The sequence below is a fragment of the Armatimonadota bacterium genome (genome assembly GCA_016125185.1).
Taxonomy (GTDB): domain Bacteria; phylum Armatimonadota; class Fimbriimonadia; order Fimbriimonadales; family Fimbriimonadaceae; genus Fimbriimonas.
In genome coordinates this window covers 18038-37189 of record WGMG01000007.1, presented here as the reverse complement: position 1 = coordinate 37189, position 19152 = coordinate 18038, and the positions used below count along the sequence as shown (strand labels likewise).

Sequence of the window (19152 nt, the reverse complement as noted above, 5' to 3'; positions counted from 1 at the left end):
CGACAGCCAAAGGCTAACCTGGGCAGGGCGGCCCAAAAGGCCTAGCTTACTTCTTAAACTGGGTTCCGATTCGAATCAGCGTTTTACCGTTCTGCTTAGTGAGCGTCATCGAGAACGACCCTTTGTCGCCAACTTTACCGGTCAGCATCATCGTGTCGCCCGATCCCATTTCCTTTGCTTCCGTCAGCTTGGGTTTGTAGAATTCGACAACCTTGCTTGACTCGTCGGAAGTGTAGCGAAGCGAAATCGCTCCCTTCTCCTCCGGAACTTCCATTTTGGTATCGCCGATTTCGGACAGCGTGGAACCAGGATAAAGCGGCACTCCAAGGTCGGCTTCCGTTACTTCTGACTGTCCGGCCGTCATTTTTCTGTCCTTATCCTGTATGGTTACCGATCCGTTGTTCGATGCGTCCAACGTGACCTTTTCGCCGTTGTCACCTTCGTAAGTCACTTTGGCGTCCTTCGAATCGCCACTGGTCTTCACCTTCATTCCACCAATTTCCACTGAGGTCGAGGTCTTAGAATCATCGCCTCCCGAGCAGCCGCACAAAGCCAAAGCGATGGTAAAAATACACCCCACAGAAACGATCTTATACATGGCGAAATCTTACCAAATTCCCCGCCAGGTAACCTCCCATCCAACCACAATGAACAAAACGGCCCGGCTCAACCGACTCTTTGGATCGGACGGAAAGTGCTTCGATGTCGCCATCGACCACGGCTTCTTCAACGAGCGGACCTTTCTAACCGGGATCGAGGATATTCGGCAAGCGATCGAGACGGTGGTGGACGCTAAGCCGGATGCAATTCAGCTTCCACCGGGTACCGCGCCGCTCTTACAGGGTCGTTCTGGGGCCAAGCCCGCGCTGGTGCTGCGCACCGACGCCGCCAACGTCTATGGACACTCATTGCCGACCCGCCTCTTTAGCCAGTTGATCGAGGATGCGGTGGAGCAGGCGATCATCCTCGACGCCGCTTGTGTCGTCGTCAACCTCCTGCTTCTGCCCAATCAGCCCGAACTCCATGAGCAATGCGTGGCCAATGTCTGTCGCTTGAGACCGGTCTGCACGCGTTATGGTATGCCGCTCATGGTCGAGCCTCTCGTCATGCAGGACAACCAGAAGGCGGGCGGCTACATGGTCGATGGCGACATCGACAAAATCCTCCCCCTGGTTCGCCAGGCCGTCGAACTTGGGGCGGACATCATCAAGGCCGATCCGACCGACGACGCGGCCGAATACCACCGTGTAGTCGAAGTCGCCTGCGGCGTTCCCGTCCTCGTGCGTGGTGGAGGAAGCGTGCCCGACGAGGAGATTCTTCGCCGAACGCATGCCCTGATGGAGCAGGGCGCAATGGGCATCGTTTACGGCCGAAACGTCATTCAGCACCGCAATCCCGCGGGCATGACCCGCGCACTGATGAGCATTGTCCACGACGGCGCGACACCCGAGACCGCGCTCGGCTTCCTGTCATGAAGACCATTCGATTTGGGATCATCGGTTGCGGTCTGATGGGCCGCGAATTCGCCAGCGCCGCAGCGCGGTGGAAGCATCTGATCGGCATGACGGCTCGACCCGAAATCGTCGCCGTCTCCGACGTGAATCCGCAGGCGATGGAGTGGTTCGAAACACCCTTTGCGACCACCGACTATCGAGAGCTTCTCGCCCAAGCCGACGTCGACGCGGTCTACGTAGCCGTGCCGCACGACCTCCACCAAACTATCTACTGCGACGCCATTCGCGCGGGCAAGCACCTATTCGCCGAAAAACCCTTTGGTATCGATCTTGCGGCTGCTTACACCATCATGGAGTGCATCCAGGAGAACCCAAACGTCCTCGTGCGATGCTCAAGCGAATTCCCCTTCTTTCCTGGCGCCCAGAGGATCGCCAAGATGGTCGCCGATAACGCGTTCGGTCGAATACTCGAAGTCCGCGCTGGATTCTGCCACAGCTCCGACCTCGATCCCACCAAGCCGATCAACTGGAAACGGCGAGTTGCCACTTGCGGCGAGTATGGATGCATGGGCGACCTTGGCCTCCATGTTTTGCACCTCCCTCTCCGCTTCGGCTTCGAACCGACCGACGTCCGCGCCCTCCTTTCCAAGGTCGTCGAAACTCGCCCTGACGGCAAAGGTGGCACCGCACCGTGCGAGACGTGGGACAATGCCATCCTAGCTTGCCGAGCCAAAGCAGGCTTTCCAATGGTCCTGGAGACCAAGCGAATCTCGCCCGGCGATACCAACACTTGGTACCTCTGCATTTACGGAACCGAGAACAGCGTCGAATTCTCCACTCGCCATCCGAAGACTCTCCGCACTTTGCCATACCAACCGGGCAAGCCGCAGGCTTGGTGCGAGGAAGACCTGGGCTACGCTTCGGCGTACCCAGCTATCACTGGCGGCATCTTCGAATTCGGATTTCCCGACGCCATTTTGCAGATGTGGGCCTCGTTCGTCGATGAACTGGGAGGCAACGAACCGAAGTTCCGATGCGCAACTCCTGAAGAAGCCTTTGCAAGCCACCGTCTCTTCACTGCCGCCCTCGAATCCCAACGCGAAGCAAGCGTTGTTTCTCTCGCATGATCCTCGTTGCCGGTCACCTCTGCCTCGACGTCTTTCCTGCACTTGCGAGCGGCACGGAGATTCAGCCAGGTGTGCTCATCGAAGCCGGCCCGGTCAAGTTCACCACTGGCGGAGCCGTTTCCAACGTCGGCGTCTCGCTTCATAAGCTCGGTGCTTCCGTGCGCCTGGTCGGAAAGGTTGGCGATGATCCCTTCGGCAAGATTGTTCTCGACCTCTTGCGAGCCGAGGACCTCACCGACCACATCCAAATCGATCCGACCGGCGACACCTCGTACACCATCGTCATCAGCCCACCCGGACGCGATCGCACGTTCCTGCATTGCCCTGGATGCAACGACTCGTTTGTGGCAAGCGATGTGCCTGAGAGCGCCCTCATCGGAGCCAAGCACCTCCATTTCGGCTATCCGCCGCTGATGGCGGCGATGAGCGCCAACGGCGGCGAAGAACTCGAGTCTCTGTTTCGCCGGGCCAAAGCGCACGGCCTCACCACATCGCTCGACATGAGCCTGCCGGATCCCGACTCCAAGCAGAGCAAGGTCAATTGGACTTCTCTCCTCAAGCGCATTCTTCCTTTCGTAGACGTCTTCCTACCGAGCGAGGACGAACTCGATATGATGCTTCCGGGCGTGCAAAGCGATGTCGAAGTCTTGGCCTTCTGGTGCACAAGGGCAGGAGCGAAGGCCGTCTGCGTGAAGCGAGGCGCGGCGGGCCTTTATGGCCTCGACGCCACCAACTCCACCTATCAACCGTGCTTCAAGAGTCATGTGGTGGATACGACCGGCTCAGGCGACGCCACCATCGCCGGGTTCCTCTACGCTTACCTTGCAGATAAGCCTTTCGCCCAATGCCTCGAAGCCGGTTGTGCGGTTGGCGCCTTTTGCGTCGAAGAAATCGGGGCAACCACCGGGATTCCGGCATGGCCATTGGTTCAAGAAAGGATTGAGGCCGGTCAGAGTCGCAAATAGGACTACTTGGCAAGAAAAATAGGCTAGTAAAGGCCAATATTATCCCTGTATAATTACGGTAGTTGGGGTTTTCCTGATGAAGTTACGGGCTATTCTTGTTCTTTCTCTTGGTGGATGCTTTGGGGTCGCAAACGCGAACCTTATCCAGAATTCGGATTTCAGTTTGGTTGGGCCAAATGGCAGTCCGACGACGCACGTCGGTATTGGAGCCATGGGCAGTTCCTCCGCTGACTTTTGGGCTGTCCTTCACAACACGAACGGAGTCACCACAACCCAGTTAGTGGACACCGGGAACCTGCTTCCTGCGGTTGCCCCGACAGGAGCGACGACCGGCATTCTGATGACCAGCACGGCGGCGAATAACGGACTGATTCAGAAGTTCTCGAACGTCAACGATCCAGCCACCTTCGATGTGTGGGTTTGGGTCCTGCAGGGCCAAGTCTCAATCGGCATTGGCGCTGGAGCTTCGACGGTTACCAGTGCAACCTCTTCGGGCATTAACTATTGGCAGCACCTTACCGCGGTAAACAACGATTCTCTGTCGAATAATGTGGTCATTTACTCCGCCGTTCCATCGGTTTACTATGCGACTTCGGCCAATGTCAGCACCGTGCCAGAACCGGCCAGCATTGCCGTCCTCGGTCTGGGTGCTCTCGCCCTCGTTCGCCGACGACGAAAGTAAGAACGGTCTGGTTTTCTCGTGAATAAGCCACGCAGCGCTTGCGTGGCTTATTCTTTTTTAAGATTCGAATTTGATCGCCACGGTCTCTCGTAGAAAGAATTGATGAGTGCCAGACAGCGTGTCGTGATCATCGGCGGCGGCTTTGGTGGACTCTACACAGCAAAGGCGCTGGCGAATCGAAACCTCGACGTCACCCTCATCGACCGGAAAAACCATCATACGTTTCAGCCCCTGCTCTACCAGGTGGCGACCACCGTTCTTTCTCCAAACCAGATCGCGGTTCCCCTTCGATCCATCCTTCGCAAAGCCAAGAACATCGAAGTCCTGCTTGGAACGGTGACGAGTATCGATACCGTCGGCCGAAAGGTCATGCTCGAATCCGGCGCTGAACTCGATTACGACTTTTTGGTCGTTGCTGCCGGGGCCAGGCATTCATACTTTGGCCACGACGAATGGGCGAAGGACGCTCCGGGTCTCAAAACTGTGGAGGACGCGACGGAAATTCGAAAGCGCATCCTTTCCGCGTTTGAGGAGGCCGAACGAGAGGCATTCCTCACGGGCAACCATACGCCCGTGAACTTCGCCATCGTAGGCGGAGGGCCCACCGGCGTGGAACTCGCCGGTGCAATCGCCGGAATTGCCCGGCAGGCATTAGTTGAAGACTTCCATGAGATCGACACCCGCAAGGCGCGCGTCATGCTCTTCGAAGGCATGGATCGCATCCTTGGCATGTATCCTCCCGAGCTTTCCGCCAGCGCCGAGCGCCAGCTTGCCGCCCTCGGGGTTGAGGTCCACACCAAGAGTCCAGTGATAGCCATTGAAAGCGGACGGATTCGAGTCGGTGAAGAGTGGATTCCTTCGAAGGTCACGCTTTGGGCCACCGGCGTTGCCGCCTCGCCGCTCGGCAAGATGCTTTCTTCGGAAACGGACCGCGCCGGTCGTGTTCCCGTTCAACCCGACCTGAGCCTGAAGGACCATCCCGAAATTTTCGTGATTGGCGACATGGCGTCGCTGAAGGATACGAAGGGGGTCGCGGTTCCTGCCCTTGGGTCGTCGGCCACGCAGATGGGAGTGGTAACCGCGAGGAATATCCTTCGGCAAAGCGAAGGTCAACCAACGATGCCGTTTACCTACAAGGATAAGGGAACGATGGCAACCATCGGTCGCAATCGCGCCATTTGTCTCATCGGCTCGCTCAAGCTCTCAGGCTTTATCGCCTGGCTCGCCTGGGGTTTAGTCCATGTCCTTCTGCTAATCGGATTCAAAAACAAGTTTCTCGTCCTGCTGGAATGGTTTTGGAGCTACCTTACCGGACGGGGAAGCGTCCGGCTAATCACCACGCCGGGAGACCAGGTTCACCCAACCGAAGCTGGACAATAACTTCAATCCATCAGCCTTCGGCGAGAGCGGACTTACTCGGGGCCAACTTCGCCCGCAAGACGTAGGAGGCGCACAGAATAATCAGGAAAACGGCAGGCATTGCAGCCGCTTGGGGACCATCGACCGACGAATGGGCGATCACGGCGGAAGCCAGCGTAATGCCAAATCCGGCATAGGCCCATTCCCGAACCCGATCAGGTACAGGTGCTAACAGGGCGGCGACCCCGGCATACTTTGCGAGCGCCAATTCCACGCGGAAATACGTCGGGAAGCCAAGGTGCCGAAAGGCCTGGACCATCGCATCGGATGTTAGGTACATCGTCGCCGACAGAGCCATCATGAGCGAAAAGAGAACGGTTAGAATCCAATAGCCAACCCTTGTGGTTCGATTCGATTGATTATTCATTTTCAACAAATGTCGACAAAGCGACACTTGTTGTTTACTCTCAATTGAGAAGACGAATCCCCGACACCTTCTTTGGTCTGTTGTGAAAGCAACGAATGGCCAGAAGTGTTGGAGAAACTAGGAGTCGCAACCCTTGGCGGCATCTCGGTCGGGCAGGGCAGGCAGAATAGCAAGCCTTGTCATCATGAACGTGGGAACCTCGTCAATCTTCGTTATCGGCTCAACCGGCACCACCGTCATATGCGATATCAGATGCATGACCACCGAGTCACCACACTGAAGATCGTACTCCCGTCCCTTAACCGTCATCTTCAACCGCCCTCGTAGCATATAGATGAGATAGGTATGCCCGGCCGGGTCGACCGGTTGCTCTCCTGCGCCAAAAACCTCGGCAAAGCAAAGGGAAAAGCGCCCGGTAGACATCGATCCACTTTTTACATGGATAAAGACTCTCGCCAGATTTGTAGTTCCCAAGCGAAACCTTTCTTCAATGTCCTGGATACCGTCGGGATCGTCGCGAACTCGACTGTTTGGAGAGACTTCGCCCATTCGAGTCTTACGGGTGTGATAGGCGTCCGCCTCCTCGAAATAGCCAAAGTACCAGCGTCCCTGCTCGCTAGGCACGAACAGGATCGAGTCTTCGGTTCCGATAAATGGTTGACGAAGGCGACTCCGCATCGTCCTCAGAGCCATGGCGAGCTTTTCTTCCACTCTGGCCGAGCAGCCCTGACCGTTTTCTATATTGACGACCGTCTTCGGGGAAACGTCGGCTTCCGAAGCCAACTCGCGGATAGTCCATCCGCGCAAACCTCTGAGGGCGCGAACATTCTTCGCCAGAGCCTCTTTCTCCGCCTGCTCCATGAGTGCTTCCACCACCTCTGAAATAAATCCTGGTCTCATCCCAGTATTTCTTTCAGGTCCGTCGCGGTATTCGGAGCGCGTTTTACATCAGGCGGCGTCGGATGTTGTAAACGTGACCGACTTCCGTCGGCGCGCTCTTCCTACTTTCGATGAAAGCATTGTATCCCTTCGGAGCTCGCGGGTGCTCAAAAATGAGGAACCCCGGAGTCGGCTTCGTGCAAACCGAACTCCAGGGCATGAAGGGCTATTTCTGGCCTAGCTAAAAGGCGGACTAGTTCTTCGAGCGACGTCGGCGAAGCAGGGCGAGGGCACCAACCGCTAACCCGGCCATCGAAGCTGGTTCGGGAACCGTCGTGATTCGAAGTGCACCGGGAACAGCCGAGCTTGGACCGTAGGTCGAACCCGAGCTGTGGTTGATACGGTAGGTGTTCGGCGCACCGGATGTTCCCGCATTCCAAACGATCGTCCCACTGTTTGACGAGGAGAACCAGTCGGACCACACCTTGAGATAGTACGAAGTCCCCGCCGTCAGGTGGATGTTGGAGGCCTCGGTATCGATAGACACATAGGGGTGGGAGTTAGTGACGGTGGTGCCGTTGAACGAGTTGGGATCCGACATGCCAGTCCAGGTGTCGAGCAAGGTGCCCATTCCGCTGGTTCCGGTGTCGAAGGTGTAGAGGCTGATGTTGAAACTCTTCGACGTGGTGCCCGAGTAGTTGTTGATCGCGATGTCGATGGTCGTCATCGTTCCGTTCAGCGCCGAAGTAAAGCTGTTGGCGACCCAACCAATATCGTCCGTCGATGTACCAAAGCCCGCCGTCCCGATGCCGAAAGTCCGATAGGCGTCCATGGTATCGTAGGCGATTTGCGCGTGCGCGCTAGCAACGAAAGCGCCAGCCGTCGCAGCCACGAAGATTGCTCGAAAGCTCGTAGTATTCATGTTTCTGACCTAAAGTAACGCAACACCGAAAACCAAAGTTAACGAATGCTACGAGAACCCATTTTACGACGATGTTTCCAAATACTTAACACGAAGAAATCCAGGGATCACTGCTTCTACAACAAGACATGGCGCGTTGTTGTAATTTTCACATTTATCGTTCCAGATTGGCCCTAAATCTAAGTCAAATCTGATGAATTTTTGAATCCGCATGGTGACTTCATCCGACTTGATTCCCGGTAAAATTGCTAGCATCATATATGCTAATAGGTGACTCACTATTAATCAATAGCGAGTCACCTATTATAGATCGAACTAAATGACTACGGTGTGAATGTCGTCGAGGATTTCGTTGCCTTAAATAACCAGAAATCGTTCGCACGAATTCGATAGTAGTTCAGGAGTTTGGCGTGCCCATCTCCGAAGCAGTAATTCTGCCCGCTGGTATGGCTACCTCCTCCCGGAGCGTGCGTGTTCGGACAGTTTGGAGGCAGATTATCGGCCGGCTGTTGGGGAGGATACTTGCGTCCTGGAATCTCCTGGATATCGCAGTCCATGAAGATCGATCCGTAGGGCTCCCCGATCCATGAATCGTCCGAATTCGATGAATCCAGCCAGTCCTCCAACAAGACCAACGTGTTCGCTGGCTCGTCCATTGCTGTACCGCTTCGCGATCCGATTTGGTTGTTAAACGGATAGGGGTCGTAGCCGCTGTGGATGCCCACGCCGGTATTCGTGTCACGAACGCCTCCTTCGACGGTGGTGATGTTCCCGATGAGACCATACGATCGCTTCAGGTTCTTGCCATAGTAGCTGCCGTCCCAGTAGTTCGGCTTCGTCAGCCAAGACGGATAGCTGCCGCTGTCGGCTGGGCATCGAAAGATGTCGGCATTTTTGACATACGGCATGATCGCCATATCATACGAAAGTGTATAGTTGCTACCGCCGTTAACCGGCGCAACTCTCGGCAAAAGGAGCGGATAGTTATCAGATTCGTCGTTCATGTAGAGCAAGAGCGCAGTTCCGATCTGGTGGGTGTTGCTCAAACAGGCGCTTTGCTTGGCCGCTGCTTTAGCCTGGGCGAAGACGGGGAATAGGATCGCCGCGAGAATCGCGATGATGGCAATGACCACGAGCAGCTCGATGAGCGTGAACCCGTGACGAGATGATTTCAAAGAATGCATGGTCGCTCGATAAGGTTAAGAATTCTCCCATTGTAAAGGGACGCGCCTCGTCTGGCGAACCTACTTAGGCTGAAACTGTATTGCTTTTATAACAAAATTCGCAAAATGTAGTAGAAAGTCGTAGGTTGTTAACGTAAAAATCTATCTGTCTCCGCTACTCCGACAAGACGTCAAATGCGGTCAGCCGTTTGTCTGCGCCGATGCTGATCGTCCAGGTTGTGTACCGATCCTTATCCCAGTTGACGAGCCTTTGGCGATACTTCACCAGCCCCTTCTGAGTTGCCTTGCCTCCAACAAACTTCAAGTGAAGCGCCTTCTCGACCTCTTGCGTCGACATTCCGCGCCTTAGCTTAGCGAGAATGCCCAACTGACTTTTCTTCAAGTGAATTCGAGGAACGTGCGGTTCGAGATCCTTTTCGTCCACCCACTCGATTCCCACACCGTCAACGACGGCACCGTTATCCGAGTAGTTAAAGGGATCAATACTGATCCGAATGTGAAGCCCGGGATCGTACCACGTTCGCCCGCCGTGCGGATGGCCACCGGTAAAGGCAAGGCCCTTGCCGTGACTTCGCTCAAATTGCTCCTTAGTGGTGACCCCAACAAAGAACCCGGCCACATGCCCTATCGGAGGAACATCGACCTTCTGATGACCCACTAAAAGCATCGCCAAAACGACCATGACGCTTTCAGTTTACAGGCAGAAAAGGAGTTTGGTCGGGATGACTGGATTCGAACCAGCGACCTCTACGTCCCGAACGTAGCGCTCTACCAAGCTGAGCCACATCCCGATACATGTCGAGGACCGACAGTACGCGCCACAGCGGCTTGGTCAGAAGGTCCGGGAAACCCACGGCCACTCGCGGCTTAAATACTATACCCGCTCGCAAAATGCGAAAGAAACGACCAAACTACTGGGGATACAGCTTCGCCGCCAGCCCCGCAAGCCCGGTCATCACCTTCTCATCCGCGTTCAGCGTCTCGGCCCTTCGGAAGTTCACGCCGACCTCGGCGCACTTGTCGCGCGCTTCGATGCCCAGATCGTAGAGAACCTCCAAGTGGTCCGACACAAATCCGACCGTGCAGGCCACGATATTGCGATAGCCCGACGCCTCGGCCTCGATCACTTCGAGAATGTCCGGGCCGAGCCAGGGTTCGCCGGTCTGGCTCGCGCTCTGGAACGCGAACGTCCAATGCGGAAGGCCGCATGCTTCGGCCACCAATTGGCTGGTCTCAAGAAGTTCGCTTTTGTAGGGGTCGCCGCTCGCCATAATCTTTTCTGGCAAAGAGTGGGCCGAGAAGATCACGAGAGTTTCGTCCAAATTCCACTCACCAACCGCGGCTTTCACTCGGTCGGCCAGAGCCTGAATGAGTTCGGGCATCGTGCCCCATCGCTCAAGGACTTCGAGACCCATTGTGGGTCGGCTCTCGTCGCGGGCTTCGGTCGCGTACTTTCGATAGGCTGCGACGCTGAAGGAGGAAAAATGTGGGGCGAGGATCACGCCAACCGCGTGGTCGATGCCGTCCGCCGCCATCTGCTGGACGGCCTCGGCGACAAACGGAGTCGTATGCTTGGTCCCGACGTAAAGCTTAGCCTCAACGCCGAATTGGCGCAGTCCAGCCTGAATCAGTTCGGCTTGACGTTGCGAGATTTCGGTCAGCGGCGACGGACCTCCGATCGCCTGATACCGTCCCACCAAGTCGTCGAGTAGTTCTTGGGTGGGCGGCCGGCCACGGCGAATATGCGTGTAGTAGGGCAAAACGTCGTCGATCGTCGCCGGCGTGCCGTAGTGCATCACCAAAAGTCCAAGGTTGGAAGGTTGTTCGCTCATAGTCTTTCCGCGATTGTCTTTGCGGCTTTCCGTCCCTGCGAAATGCAGTCGGGAATGCCAACGCCCCGGAAGCTCGTTCCGGTCAAAATGATGTTCGGCGTCGCCGCCAGTTCGGCCTCAATCGCCGAGATTCGGTCGAGGTGACCGACTTCGTATTGAGGAAGCGCATTGGTCCACCGGGTGACCATTTTTAGCTTTGGCTCGCCTTTGATGTCGAGAAGGGATGCAATTTCGGCAAGCCCGCTCATGGCCAAGGTGTCGTCATCGGCATCGAGACCCGACTTCATAAACACGCGCATCAGCACCGACCCCTCGGGGGCCCGGCCCTCCCATTTTTGACTGCTCCACGTTGCGCCCGAAACCCGGCATGGCTCGTCCGGCGGGACCAGGAATCCGGTTCCATCGAGAGCATGTCCGATTTGGTCTCGGTCATAGGCCAAAGTCACAATGGCGCTGGAACGATGCGGAATTCTTTGGAGGGCCCGGCCCGCTTCGGGCATCCTTTTTCCAATCAAATTCGAGGCGTTTGCCGCCGGAATCGCGAGGACGACAAAGTCGTTGGAAAGCTGCTCGAAGTCAGTGGCAGTGCCCAAGTGAACTCTCGTCCGTTCGAGTTTCTTGGCGACGCCATCCACCAAAGTCTGCATGCCGCCCCGGAACGAGAGGAACGACGGCTTGGATGTTTCTGAGCCTGCGGCGGGAGTTGGCATGCCCGCAGCTAATGAGCCGTGCTGCCTCTCCAGATTGAAATAGCCGGGATAGAGGGCGGCCATGCTGAGACAGTCTGGATCACCCCCGTGGGTCCCGGCCAAGAGGGGTTCCACCACCAGACTCGTAAACTCACGACCAAATCGCCGATTGAAGAACGATCGAATGGACTCATCGGCCCCTGTTCCCATCGGCTGTTCGGCTTCTTTCATGACTCTGGATTTTGCTTCAGGGCTGAGGAAGGTCGCCTCATCAATTGCATCCGGTTTCGAATACGTCAGGGTCACGAGCCCACCGGGAATTCGGTGGAGATTTCCGCCGATGAGCATCATAAATTCCTTCTGGATCGGCCGAATCACGTCGTCGTCGAGCCCAATCTCCGAAACAAACTCGTTGACACCTGGCTTGCGACTGAAGAAGCAGTCAGGACCCTCTTCCACCAGAAATTCGCCGATGCGGCTCGTCTGAATCTTTCCGCCAAGCCGGTCGGTTGCCTCGTATAGGTCGATCTCACAATTGGTTAGGCGTTCCAAATCGTAGGCCGTGACCAGCCCCGAAATGCCTCCGCCAACGATTGCGATCGACTTAGGCATCCTTCCACTCCTTCACGGTCTCCACCAGCGCTTCGACATGCCCAAGCGGCGTCTCCGGCAGAATGCCGTGGCCAAGATTGAAAATGTGCCCTGGGAGCGAGCGACCTTCGGCGACGATTGCCGATGCCTCGCGGCGGATTGTGTCGGGGTTGGAAAAGAGCAATGCCGGGTCGAAGTTGCCCTGCAAGGGTACGCCCGGCACCATCTGCGCCGCCTGGCTCAGGGTCGTTCGAAAATCGACGCCGATAACCGTTCCACCAGCTTCTCGCATGACTGGCAGCAAAAGCGGATTGCCCGTGCCAAAGTGGATGACCGGCGCACCCGAAATCCGCTCGAAAATGGTAGGCATGTACGGCAACAAATGTCTTCGATACGCCTCCGGCGAAAGATTGCCAACCCAAGAGTCGAAGAGCTGGACCGCATCGGCCCCGGCTTCGATCTGCGCGGTCAGGTATCGCGCCACGACCTCGGCGAGAAGCTCCATTAACCGCGCCCACAGTTTGGGCTCGCCGAGCATCATCGCCTTCGTCCGCTTCAAATCCCGGGATGGTCCGCCCTCGATGAGGTACGAAGCAAGCGTGAACGGCGCGCCTGTGAATCCAATCAGCGGAACCGGAAGCTCCTGCTTCAGTCGCCGAATCGTTTCCATCACGAACGGCAGTCCGTCATTCGGATCGAACAATGAGAGACGCTCAAAATCGGCGCTCGACCGCATCGGATTCTCGACCACCGGCCCTACACCCTCCTTGATTTCGAACGGCGCGCCCATCGGCGTGAAGGGCACGGTTAGGTCGGAAAACAGAATTGCGGCATCGAAGCCGAACCGCCGGATCGGTTGCAGGGTCGCCTCGACCGCCACGTCCGGGTTGCTGACGGCCTCCAGCATCGTCATGCCCTTTCGAAGCTCACGATATTCAGGGAGGTACCGCCCGGCCTGGCGCATCAGCCAGATCGGCGGGCGTTCGGTCTGCTCGCCTCTACAGGCTTGCAGAAAGAGACTATCTTTCAGTCCGTCACCTCGGCCAGCGCATCACGAACAGCGTCGAGGGTTTGGTCGATGTCTTGCTCACCGTGCGCCGAATTAAGGAACCAAGCCTCTAGCGCGCTCGGCGGAAGATAGACACCACGGCGCAAGAGTGCGTGGAACAGCTTTCCGAAAAGCGCCTTATCCGTCGTGCCCGCTTCGCCGAAATTGCGCACCGGCGAAGCCGTGAGGAACACCGAAATCATCGAACCGATTCGCTGAACCTGGGCGGGCACTCCGCGCTCACTAAAGATGCCGTTCAGGCCAGTCTCGAGCCGACTGCCCATCTGCTCCAGTTGTTCATAAACGCCTGGCGTCAGATGCTCTAATGCCGCCAAACCGGCCGCCATGGCTAGCGGATTTCCCGAAAGCGTTCCCGCCTGGTACATCGGCCCGAGGGGCGCGACCATCTCCATCAAATCCTTTCGGCCGCCGTAAGCGCCGACCGGCAGACCACCGCCAATGACCTTACCCATCATGACTAGGTCAGGTCGAACGCCATAGCGTTCAGATGCGCCGCCGCGCGCCACTCGAAAACCAGTCATCACTTCGTCGAGCACCAAGAGCGCGCCATGCTGATCGCAAAGTCGTCGCAGTCCTTCCAGAAAACCCGGCTCGGGCGGCACCAAGCCCATGTTGCCCGCCACCGGTTCGACGATGACGGCGGCAATCTCACCCGGATTCGAGCCAAAAATTGTCTCGACTCCGGTCAGGTCGTTATAAGTCGCGGTCAGGGTTCCGCTCGCCGCCTCCTTGGGTACACCCGCGCTATCGGGCAAACCAAATGTCGCGATCCCGGAACCAGCCTTGGAAAGCAGAGGGTCGATCGCGCCGTGGTAATTCCCTTCGAATTTGACGATCTTCGTCCGCCCAGTCGCGGCCCGAACCAACCGAACCACCGCTAGTGCGGCCTCGGTACCCGAGTTCACAAATCGAACCCGTTCGACCGCCGGCATTCGGTCGATGACCTCGCTCGCCAGTCGAATTTCACCCGCGTGCGGCGCGCCGAAACTCGTCCCATTCGCGGCCGCATCGGCGATCGAGCGGTTAATATCCGTGTTCGCGTGGCCTGCGATGATCGCGCCCCACGACGATACATAGTCGATATAGGCGTTGCCATCGACGTCATACAGACGACAACCTTCGCCCCGCTCGAAATACACCGGAGTTCCGCCCACGGCGCGAAACGCTCGGACGGGGCTATTGACTCCGCCCGGCATCAAGCCGCAGGCTTGCTCGTACAGCGAATTCGACCGCTCAGATTCGTAGACTGACATTATCGAACGAATGCTTCAGGAGTCTGGTACATGCCAACGATGATCGGCGCATCCATGGCTGTGTGGCGTCGAGCCTCGGTACTTCGCAGGTCGCGCACCAAGTCCGAGAACTTCGGCAGAATGTTCGTTTCGTAGGCAACCACAAACTCGTGATCCTGCAAGCCGAAGGAGTACAGAAGCAACTGCTTGATCTCCGGGTACTGCTTGCCCAGCTTCATGTGCTCGTTCATTTGGCCCTGCCGCGCATCCATGCTCATCAAGTACCACTCCTTCGTTTTGGCGAACGGGTAGGCAATGAAGTACATCGACCGCTCAGCATCGTACGGATCCATATCCTGCTCGCTCTTGCCGCGCGCATACATTGAGACGCGGGTGAAGCCCCACAGCGTTTGCATCGGCTGAATGTAGGTTCGCAAGCCCTGAACCACCGTCCCCATCTTTTCGAATGCCACGTGGGTGGAAGACTCTTCGTCGGCTCCCCAGGCCGACCAAATGAGGAAATCGGAGTCAGGCCGAGTCGGGAAGATGGAATAGAGGAACGTTGCCTCGGCGGCACCGGAAACCTCGTCGACGATGCGCTTTCGCAAAGCCTTTTGGTCCGCTTCGTTCAAGCTGAAATAAGCCTGCGTAAAGGAATAGGTGGTGTAAAGATTCAGTTGTCGTTCAGCCATTTTGCTCCATCTAATGCGTGGTACGTGATAATCAGGTCCGCGCCCGCCCGTCGAAAAGCGAGTAAGGACTCCAAAACAATTCTGCGTTCATCGATCCAGCCGCGCTCGGCGGCGGCCTTCACCATGCTGTATTCGCCGCTCACGTTGTAAACCGCGATCGGCAGATCGGTCGTCTCGCGAGCCAAGCGAACCACATCTAGATACGCGAGTCCAGGCTTGACCATCAGCACATCGGCTCCTTCGTCTACATCGGCCAGCAGCTCTCGCTGGGCGTGGCGGATGTTCGCCGGATCGTGCTGGTAGCTAGCGCGGTCTCCGTGTGACGGAGCCGAATCGGCCGCGTCTCGGAAAGGCCCGTAAAACGCTGAAGCGAATTTCGCCGAGTAAGCCAGGATCGCGGTTTGATCGAAGCCCGCATCGTCCAACCCTTCGCGGAGGGCATACACCTGGTGGTCCATCATCGAGCTCGGACCGACCATATCGGCTCCGGCCTCGGCGTGAGAAACAGCCATTTCGGCCAAAAGCTCCAGCGATTCGTCGTTCACGACGTCGCCATCGCGCACGATTCCGCAATGTCCGTGCGGCGTGTACGCACACACGCATACGTCGGTGATGACCGTCAAATCCGGTTTGGCGTCCTTCGAGGCACGGATCGCGTTCTGCACGATCCCGTCGCGTCGCCGTGATTCGCTAGCGGATTCGTCTTTCGAGCCGGGCAAACCAAAGATCAATATCGCGCCGATCCCGGCCTCGGTGGCCTGTTTGGCGGCGTTTGCAACGTGAGAAAGCGGCAGTCGGAACTGTCCCGGCATCGACTCGATCGGCTCTGGCTCCGTCGCTTTCTCGCTCACGAAAATCGGATAGATCAGGTCGGAGGGGCGAAGCCTCGTCTCCTGAAACATGGTTCGCAAGCCCGGAGTTCGGCGAAGCCGCCGCAGACGATCAGACATGGACGACGCCTCCCTGCGCATGCTCGACGATCGCCTCGACTAACCCGGGAATGGTGAACTCGTGGGCAATCACGGCGGGTTCAAAGCCTGCTTCGCGAACGGCGGATTCGGTAATCGGTCCAATGCAGGCCAGGTTGGCGCTGCGGAGCCAATCTGCGTGGCCTTTTTCCTTCAGAGTGTCAATAGTATTTCGCGCCGCCGCCGCGCTGGTCAGGGTGATGTAGTCAGGCGACCGATCCGGCAAGACGGTCTCTTCCGACGCCCGCACGATCCGGTATGCGTTTACTTCGTCCACGATCGCTCCCTCGGCTCGCAACATGTCCGGCAGTTCTCGCCGCGCCAGGTCGGCCCGGGCCAACAAGAATCGCTTGCCCTTTACATCGCCCAAAACCTCCATGATGCTCTCCGAAACGTACTGTTCCGGCATCGCGTCTGGCGCACGAAAGTCGTTCTCCAGCGCCGCCGCCGTAGCCGGGCCAATCACTGCTAGCCGCCGTGACGAAAGCTTGGACTGATCGATCCCCAACGTCACCATCCGATCCCGAACCGACGCCACACCGTTCACACTCGTTAGCACCACCCAGTCGTAGGTTTCTAACTGGCTAAGCGCTGTATCAAGCTTCGAGGTATCTTCCAACGGGGCAATCTCGATCGCCGGCATCGAGAAAACCTCGGCCCCCAGTTCCTGCAAAGGAGCATTCAGCAACCCAGCCTGACCTTTCGGCCGCGTGATCAGAATTAGCTTGCCTGCGAGCGGCTTCATAGCACTCCGCTCCGAGGCTCGAACAGCGACAAAGCGCCTTTCAGGATCATGGCCTCAGCCATCTGCCGGGCTTCATCGGCCAATGTCGCTTCCGAAGCCACGAACTCGGCCCGTATTGAGTCTTGGCCGTCTGGGCTAGACACCAAACCGCTAAACGAATACCCGCTTTCGACCGGCTGAGCCAACGACGCCACTGGCAACGAACAACCGCCGCCAAACGCGTTCAAAAAGGCGCGCTCAGCAATGGCCGAAACGCGCGATGGAGCGTGGTCCAGACCTCTGACCCATTCGTGGGCCTCGACGTCGCCTTCCCGCGTTTCCAAAACCAAGACTGCCTGCCCCGCCGACGGAAGCATTTCCTCCGGGCTCAACGGCAAAACCTGAAGCTCCCGATAGTCGCCGTTATGCCAGTTGGCCATCAGATCAAGGCGAATCAGCCCAGCGACCGCCAAGATGATCGCGTCGTACTCGCCGCTCATCAATTTTCGCATGCGCGTGTCGACGTTCCCGACCAGCGGCCTGAAGACCAAATCGGACCGGATGGCCGCCAGCTGCGATGTTCGCCGCAAGCTCCCGGTCCCGACCACTGCACCCTCCGGTAGGCTTGCAATCGTATGTCCACGGCTGATCAGCGTATCGCGTGGATCTTCCCGTTCGAGGTAAGCCGACAGACGAAGACCAGGTACGGGTCGCGTCGGCAAATCCTTCAGACAGTGCAGGCCGACGTCGACTCGGCCCTCCAGCAAGGCATCCTGAATCTCGCCAACAAACGCCCCAAGTCGCTCCCGTTTCCCCAGGTCACCGCTGGTCTTGACGACCGTGATTTCGACCTCGGCATCCGGTTGCAGGGCAAGAAGCTGCGCGCGAACGGACTCGGCTTGGGCTAGGGCGAGGCGGCTTCCACGGGTTCCTAGCCGAATCCTAGAGATGATCATCCCCCGAGGTCAAATCATAAAGCTTTTCGACCACGTCAACGTGGTCAATCACCGCTTGCTCGGTCTTCAGCCCCTCCAGCGGCGCCTCCAAAAATCCAAGCATCATGCGTCGTGCGAAATCCTCGATCACCTTCAGGTCTTTTTCCGGCAGGTGCTGTAGTCGGCTCTCGACCCAGTCCAGGTTCGACCGGCGAATCTGATCGTGCTTGCGCATCAGCGCTGCGATCGTCGGCGCGGCATACCGCTCCTTGATCGAGCCCGAGAATCGCTGGACCTCTTGCTCGATGATCCCGGTGGCTACTGGCACCGCCGCCAGCCGTGACTCCGTGCCCTGCGAAGCCGCTGCCGTCAACTCGTCCAACGAAATCGCCTCGACGCCACTCGGCATGGAACCCAGTTCGACATTGGAAGGGACTCCGAAGTCCACGACCACCAGAGATCGCCCTTGTCTTTTCGCGGCTAGATCCGTCAGGTCGTCGATCGTCAAAATCGGTTCAGCGATGGCCAGGGCAGTGAAAACGACGTCGGCCGTCTCCATAACATCATTCAAATCCGAAAGCGGTGAAACCTTGCCGCCGCAGAGCGCCGCGACAGGGTTCGCTCGCTCCACATTGCGGCTCAAAACCTGCACGTTGGCCGCGCCCACGGCCGAAAGCTCTTTGGCGATCCGCGTGGCAATCTGCCCGGCGCCAACTACGACGAACTGACACTCCCGAGCGCCAAATCGCTTCGCCGCATCGCGAACCGCGATCGAGGCCGTAGAGGTCAGATTTCTCGAAATCTCTGTCTCCGTGCGGACCCGCTTGCTGGCCTCCAGAGCCCGCTGGAAAAGCAGTTCCATCTTCGCGCCAACCATGCCCGCTTCTCGCGCTACTCGCCAGCTTTCCTTGATCTGGCCGACGATTTCGGTCTCACCCAAGAGCGCCGACTCAAGCCCTGATGCGACTCGGAACAGGTGGCACGCCGCGCAGGCGCTCCCTCGCATAAAGAGGTGAGGGGCGAGGTCATCGACGTCAACTCCGAGGCTCCGCGAGAAAAAATCGACCGCTTCGGGGGCGGCTTTTCCGGCGAAGTACATCTCAACTCGGTTACAAGTCGAGAGAAAAACGCAGTCGCTAAACCCCTCTTCCTTCGCCTTTACCAAAAGCTGAGGAATGAGGTGCGGTTGAATTCCGATGCCTTCCTGGAACTGTTCGCGCGCCGAGCGGTGGTCGATTCCGATCATCGCGACGTGAAGATCGAGCGTCTTGTCGATGTTGGGAATTCGGCAGTCTGCATTTGGACCGGATTGAAGGAGATGAAGACCGCTAAAGGTGCCCCGGTGCCCACCACAACAGCGTGAAAACGACTCGGTTGGCTTGTCAAGGGAAGGGGCTAGCGGCATGAAAACCTCATAACAA

The 19152-nt window shown here is 57.6% G+C and carries 20 protein-coding genes and 1 tRNA gene; 5 read left to right on the top strand and 16 right to left on the bottom strand.

What is annotated here, in order from left to right; all coding sequences use genetic code 11:
- Window positions 1-46: 46 nt before the first annotated feature.
- Window positions 47-490, bottom strand: a complete 444-nt coding sequence (locus tag GC165_17705; GenBank protein MBI1334706.1) for a hypothetical protein — start codon at window positions 488-490, stop codon at window positions 47-49.
- A 157-nt stretch (window positions 491-647) separates the two neighbouring features.
- On the opposite strand from GC165_17705, the gene GC165_17700 reads away from it, so the two are divergent.
- The 5 genes from GC165_17700 to GC165_17680 all read left to right on the top strand — a co-directional run bounded on the left by GC165_17700 (window position 648) and on the right by GC165_17680 (window position 5608).
- Complete coding sequence (locus tag GC165_17700) at window positions 648-1475, top strand: aldolase (protein MBI1334705.1); 828 nt, start codon at window positions 648-650, stop codon at window positions 1473-1475.
- A complete protein-coding gene (locus GC165_17695) occupies window positions 1472-2581 on the top strand; it encodes a gfo/Idh/MocA family oxidoreductase (GenBank protein MBI1334704.1) in 1110 nt (369 codons plus the stop codon). The genes GC165_17700 and GC165_17695 overlap by 4 nt, the downstream gene beginning before the upstream one ends.
- Window positions 2578-3546, top strand: a complete 969-nt coding sequence (locus GC165_17690; protein MBI1334703.1) for a carbohydrate kinase family protein — start codon at window positions 2578-2580, stop codon at window positions 3544-3546. The genes GC165_17695 and GC165_17690 overlap by 4 nt, the downstream gene beginning before the upstream one ends.
- A gap of 76 nt (window positions 3547-3622) precedes the next feature.
- Window positions 3623-4228: a PEP-CTERM sorting domain-containing protein gene (locus GC165_17685; GenBank protein ID MBI1334702.1), complete on the top strand. Its 606-nt coding sequence runs from the start codon at window positions 3623-3625 to the stop codon at window positions 4226-4228.
- A gap of 102 nt (window positions 4229-4330) precedes the next feature.
- Window positions 4331-5608, top strand: coding sequence for an NAD(P)-binding protein (locus GC165_17680; protein MBI1334701.1), 1278 nt, complete (start codon window positions 4331-4333; stop codon window positions 5606-5608).
- 10 nt (window positions 5609-5618) lie between these two features.
- Here the strand turns inward: GC165_17680 and GC165_17675 are convergent, their stop codons facing one another.
- The 15 genes from GC165_17675 to hemA all read right to left on the bottom strand — a co-directional run bounded on the left by GC165_17675 (window position 5619) and on the right by hemA (window position 19136).
- The gene (locus GC165_17675) at window positions 5619-6014 is read right to left on the bottom strand and encodes a DoxX family protein (protein MBI1334700.1); all 396 of its coding nucleotides are present in this window, start codon (window positions 6012-6014) and stop codon (window positions 5619-5621) included.
- A 117-nt stretch (window positions 6015-6131) separates the two neighbouring features.
- Entirely contained in the window at window positions 6132-6914 is a 783-nt protein-coding gene (locus GC165_17670; GenBank protein ID MBI1334699.1) for a helix-turn-helix domain-containing protein, read from the bottom strand.
- 232 nt (window positions 6915-7146) lie between these two features.
- A complete protein-coding gene (locus tag GC165_17665) occupies window positions 7147-7815 on the bottom strand; it encodes a PEP-CTERM sorting domain-containing protein (protein MBI1334698.1) in 669 nt (222 codons plus the stop codon).
- A gap of 323 nt (window positions 7816-8138) precedes the next feature.
- Window positions 8139-8999 carry a prepilin-type N-terminal cleavage/methylation domain-containing protein gene (locus tag GC165_17660; GenBank protein ID MBI1334697.1) on the bottom strand — a complete coding sequence of 287 codons (861 nt, stop codon included), beginning with the start codon at window positions 8997-8999 and terminating at the stop codon, window positions 8139-8141.
- A 154-nt stretch (window positions 9000-9153) separates the two neighbouring features.
- Window positions 9154-9681, bottom strand: coding sequence for a hypothetical protein (locus GC165_17655; protein MBI1334696.1), 528 nt, complete (start codon window positions 9679-9681; stop codon window positions 9154-9156).
- Window positions 9682-9713: 32 nt separating this feature from the next.
- A tRNA-Pro gene (locus GC165_17650) sits at window positions 9714-9790 on the bottom strand.
- Between the two features lie 120 nt (window positions 9791-9910).
- Complete coding sequence (hemH, locus tag GC165_17645) at window positions 9911-10831, bottom strand: ferrochelatase (protein MBI1334695.1); 921 nt, start codon at window positions 10829-10831, stop codon at window positions 9911-9913.
- The gene (hemG, locus tag GC165_17640) at window positions 10828-12132 is read right to left on the bottom strand and encodes a protoporphyrinogen oxidase (GenBank protein ID MBI1334694.1); all 1305 of its coding nucleotides are present in this window, start codon (window positions 12130-12132) and stop codon (window positions 10828-10830) included. The genes hemH and hemG overlap by 4 nt, the downstream gene beginning before the upstream one ends.
- Complete coding sequence (gene hemE / locus GC165_17635) at window positions 12125-13141, bottom strand: uroporphyrinogen decarboxylase (protein ID MBI1334693.1); 1017 nt, start codon at window positions 13139-13141, stop codon at window positions 12125-12127. The genes hemG and hemE overlap by 8 nt, the downstream gene beginning before the upstream one ends.
- The gene (gene hemL / locus GC165_17630; protein ID MBI1334692.1) at window positions 13138-14433 is read right to left on the bottom strand and encodes a glutamate-1-semialdehyde 2,1-aminomutase; all 1296 of its coding nucleotides are present in this window, start codon (window positions 14431-14433) and stop codon (window positions 13138-13140) included. The genes hemE and hemL overlap by 4 nt, the downstream gene beginning before the upstream one ends.
- Entirely contained in the window at window positions 14433-15104 is a 672-nt protein-coding gene (locus GC165_17625; protein MBI1334691.1) for a chlorite dismutase, read from the bottom strand. Before GC165_17625 ends, hemL begins: the two co-directional genes overlap by 1 nt.
- Window positions 15086-16054 (bottom strand): porphobilinogen synthase, encoded by a 969-nt coding sequence (hemB, locus tag GC165_17620; GenBank protein ID MBI1334690.1) that lies wholly within the window; start codon window positions 16052-16054, stop codon window positions 15086-15088. Before hemB ends, GC165_17625 begins: the two co-directional genes overlap by 19 nt.
- Window positions 16047-16817, bottom strand: a complete 771-nt coding sequence (locus GC165_17615) for a hypothetical protein (protein MBI1334689.1) — start codon at window positions 16815-16817, stop codon at window positions 16047-16049. The genes hemB and GC165_17615 overlap by 8 nt, the downstream gene beginning before the upstream one ends.
- The gene (gene hemC, locus GC165_17610) at window positions 16814-17752 is read right to left on the bottom strand and encodes a hydroxymethylbilane synthase (protein ID MBI1334688.1); all 939 of its coding nucleotides are present in this window, start codon (window positions 17750-17752) and stop codon (window positions 16814-16816) included. Before hemC ends, GC165_17615 begins: the two co-directional genes overlap by 4 nt.
- Entirely contained in the window at window positions 17739-19136 is a 1398-nt protein-coding gene (gene hemA / locus GC165_17605; protein ID MBI1334687.1) for a glutamyl-tRNA reductase, read from the bottom strand. The genes hemC and hemA overlap by 14 nt, the downstream gene beginning before the upstream one ends.
- Between the last annotated feature and the right edge of the window lie 16 nt (window positions 19137-19152).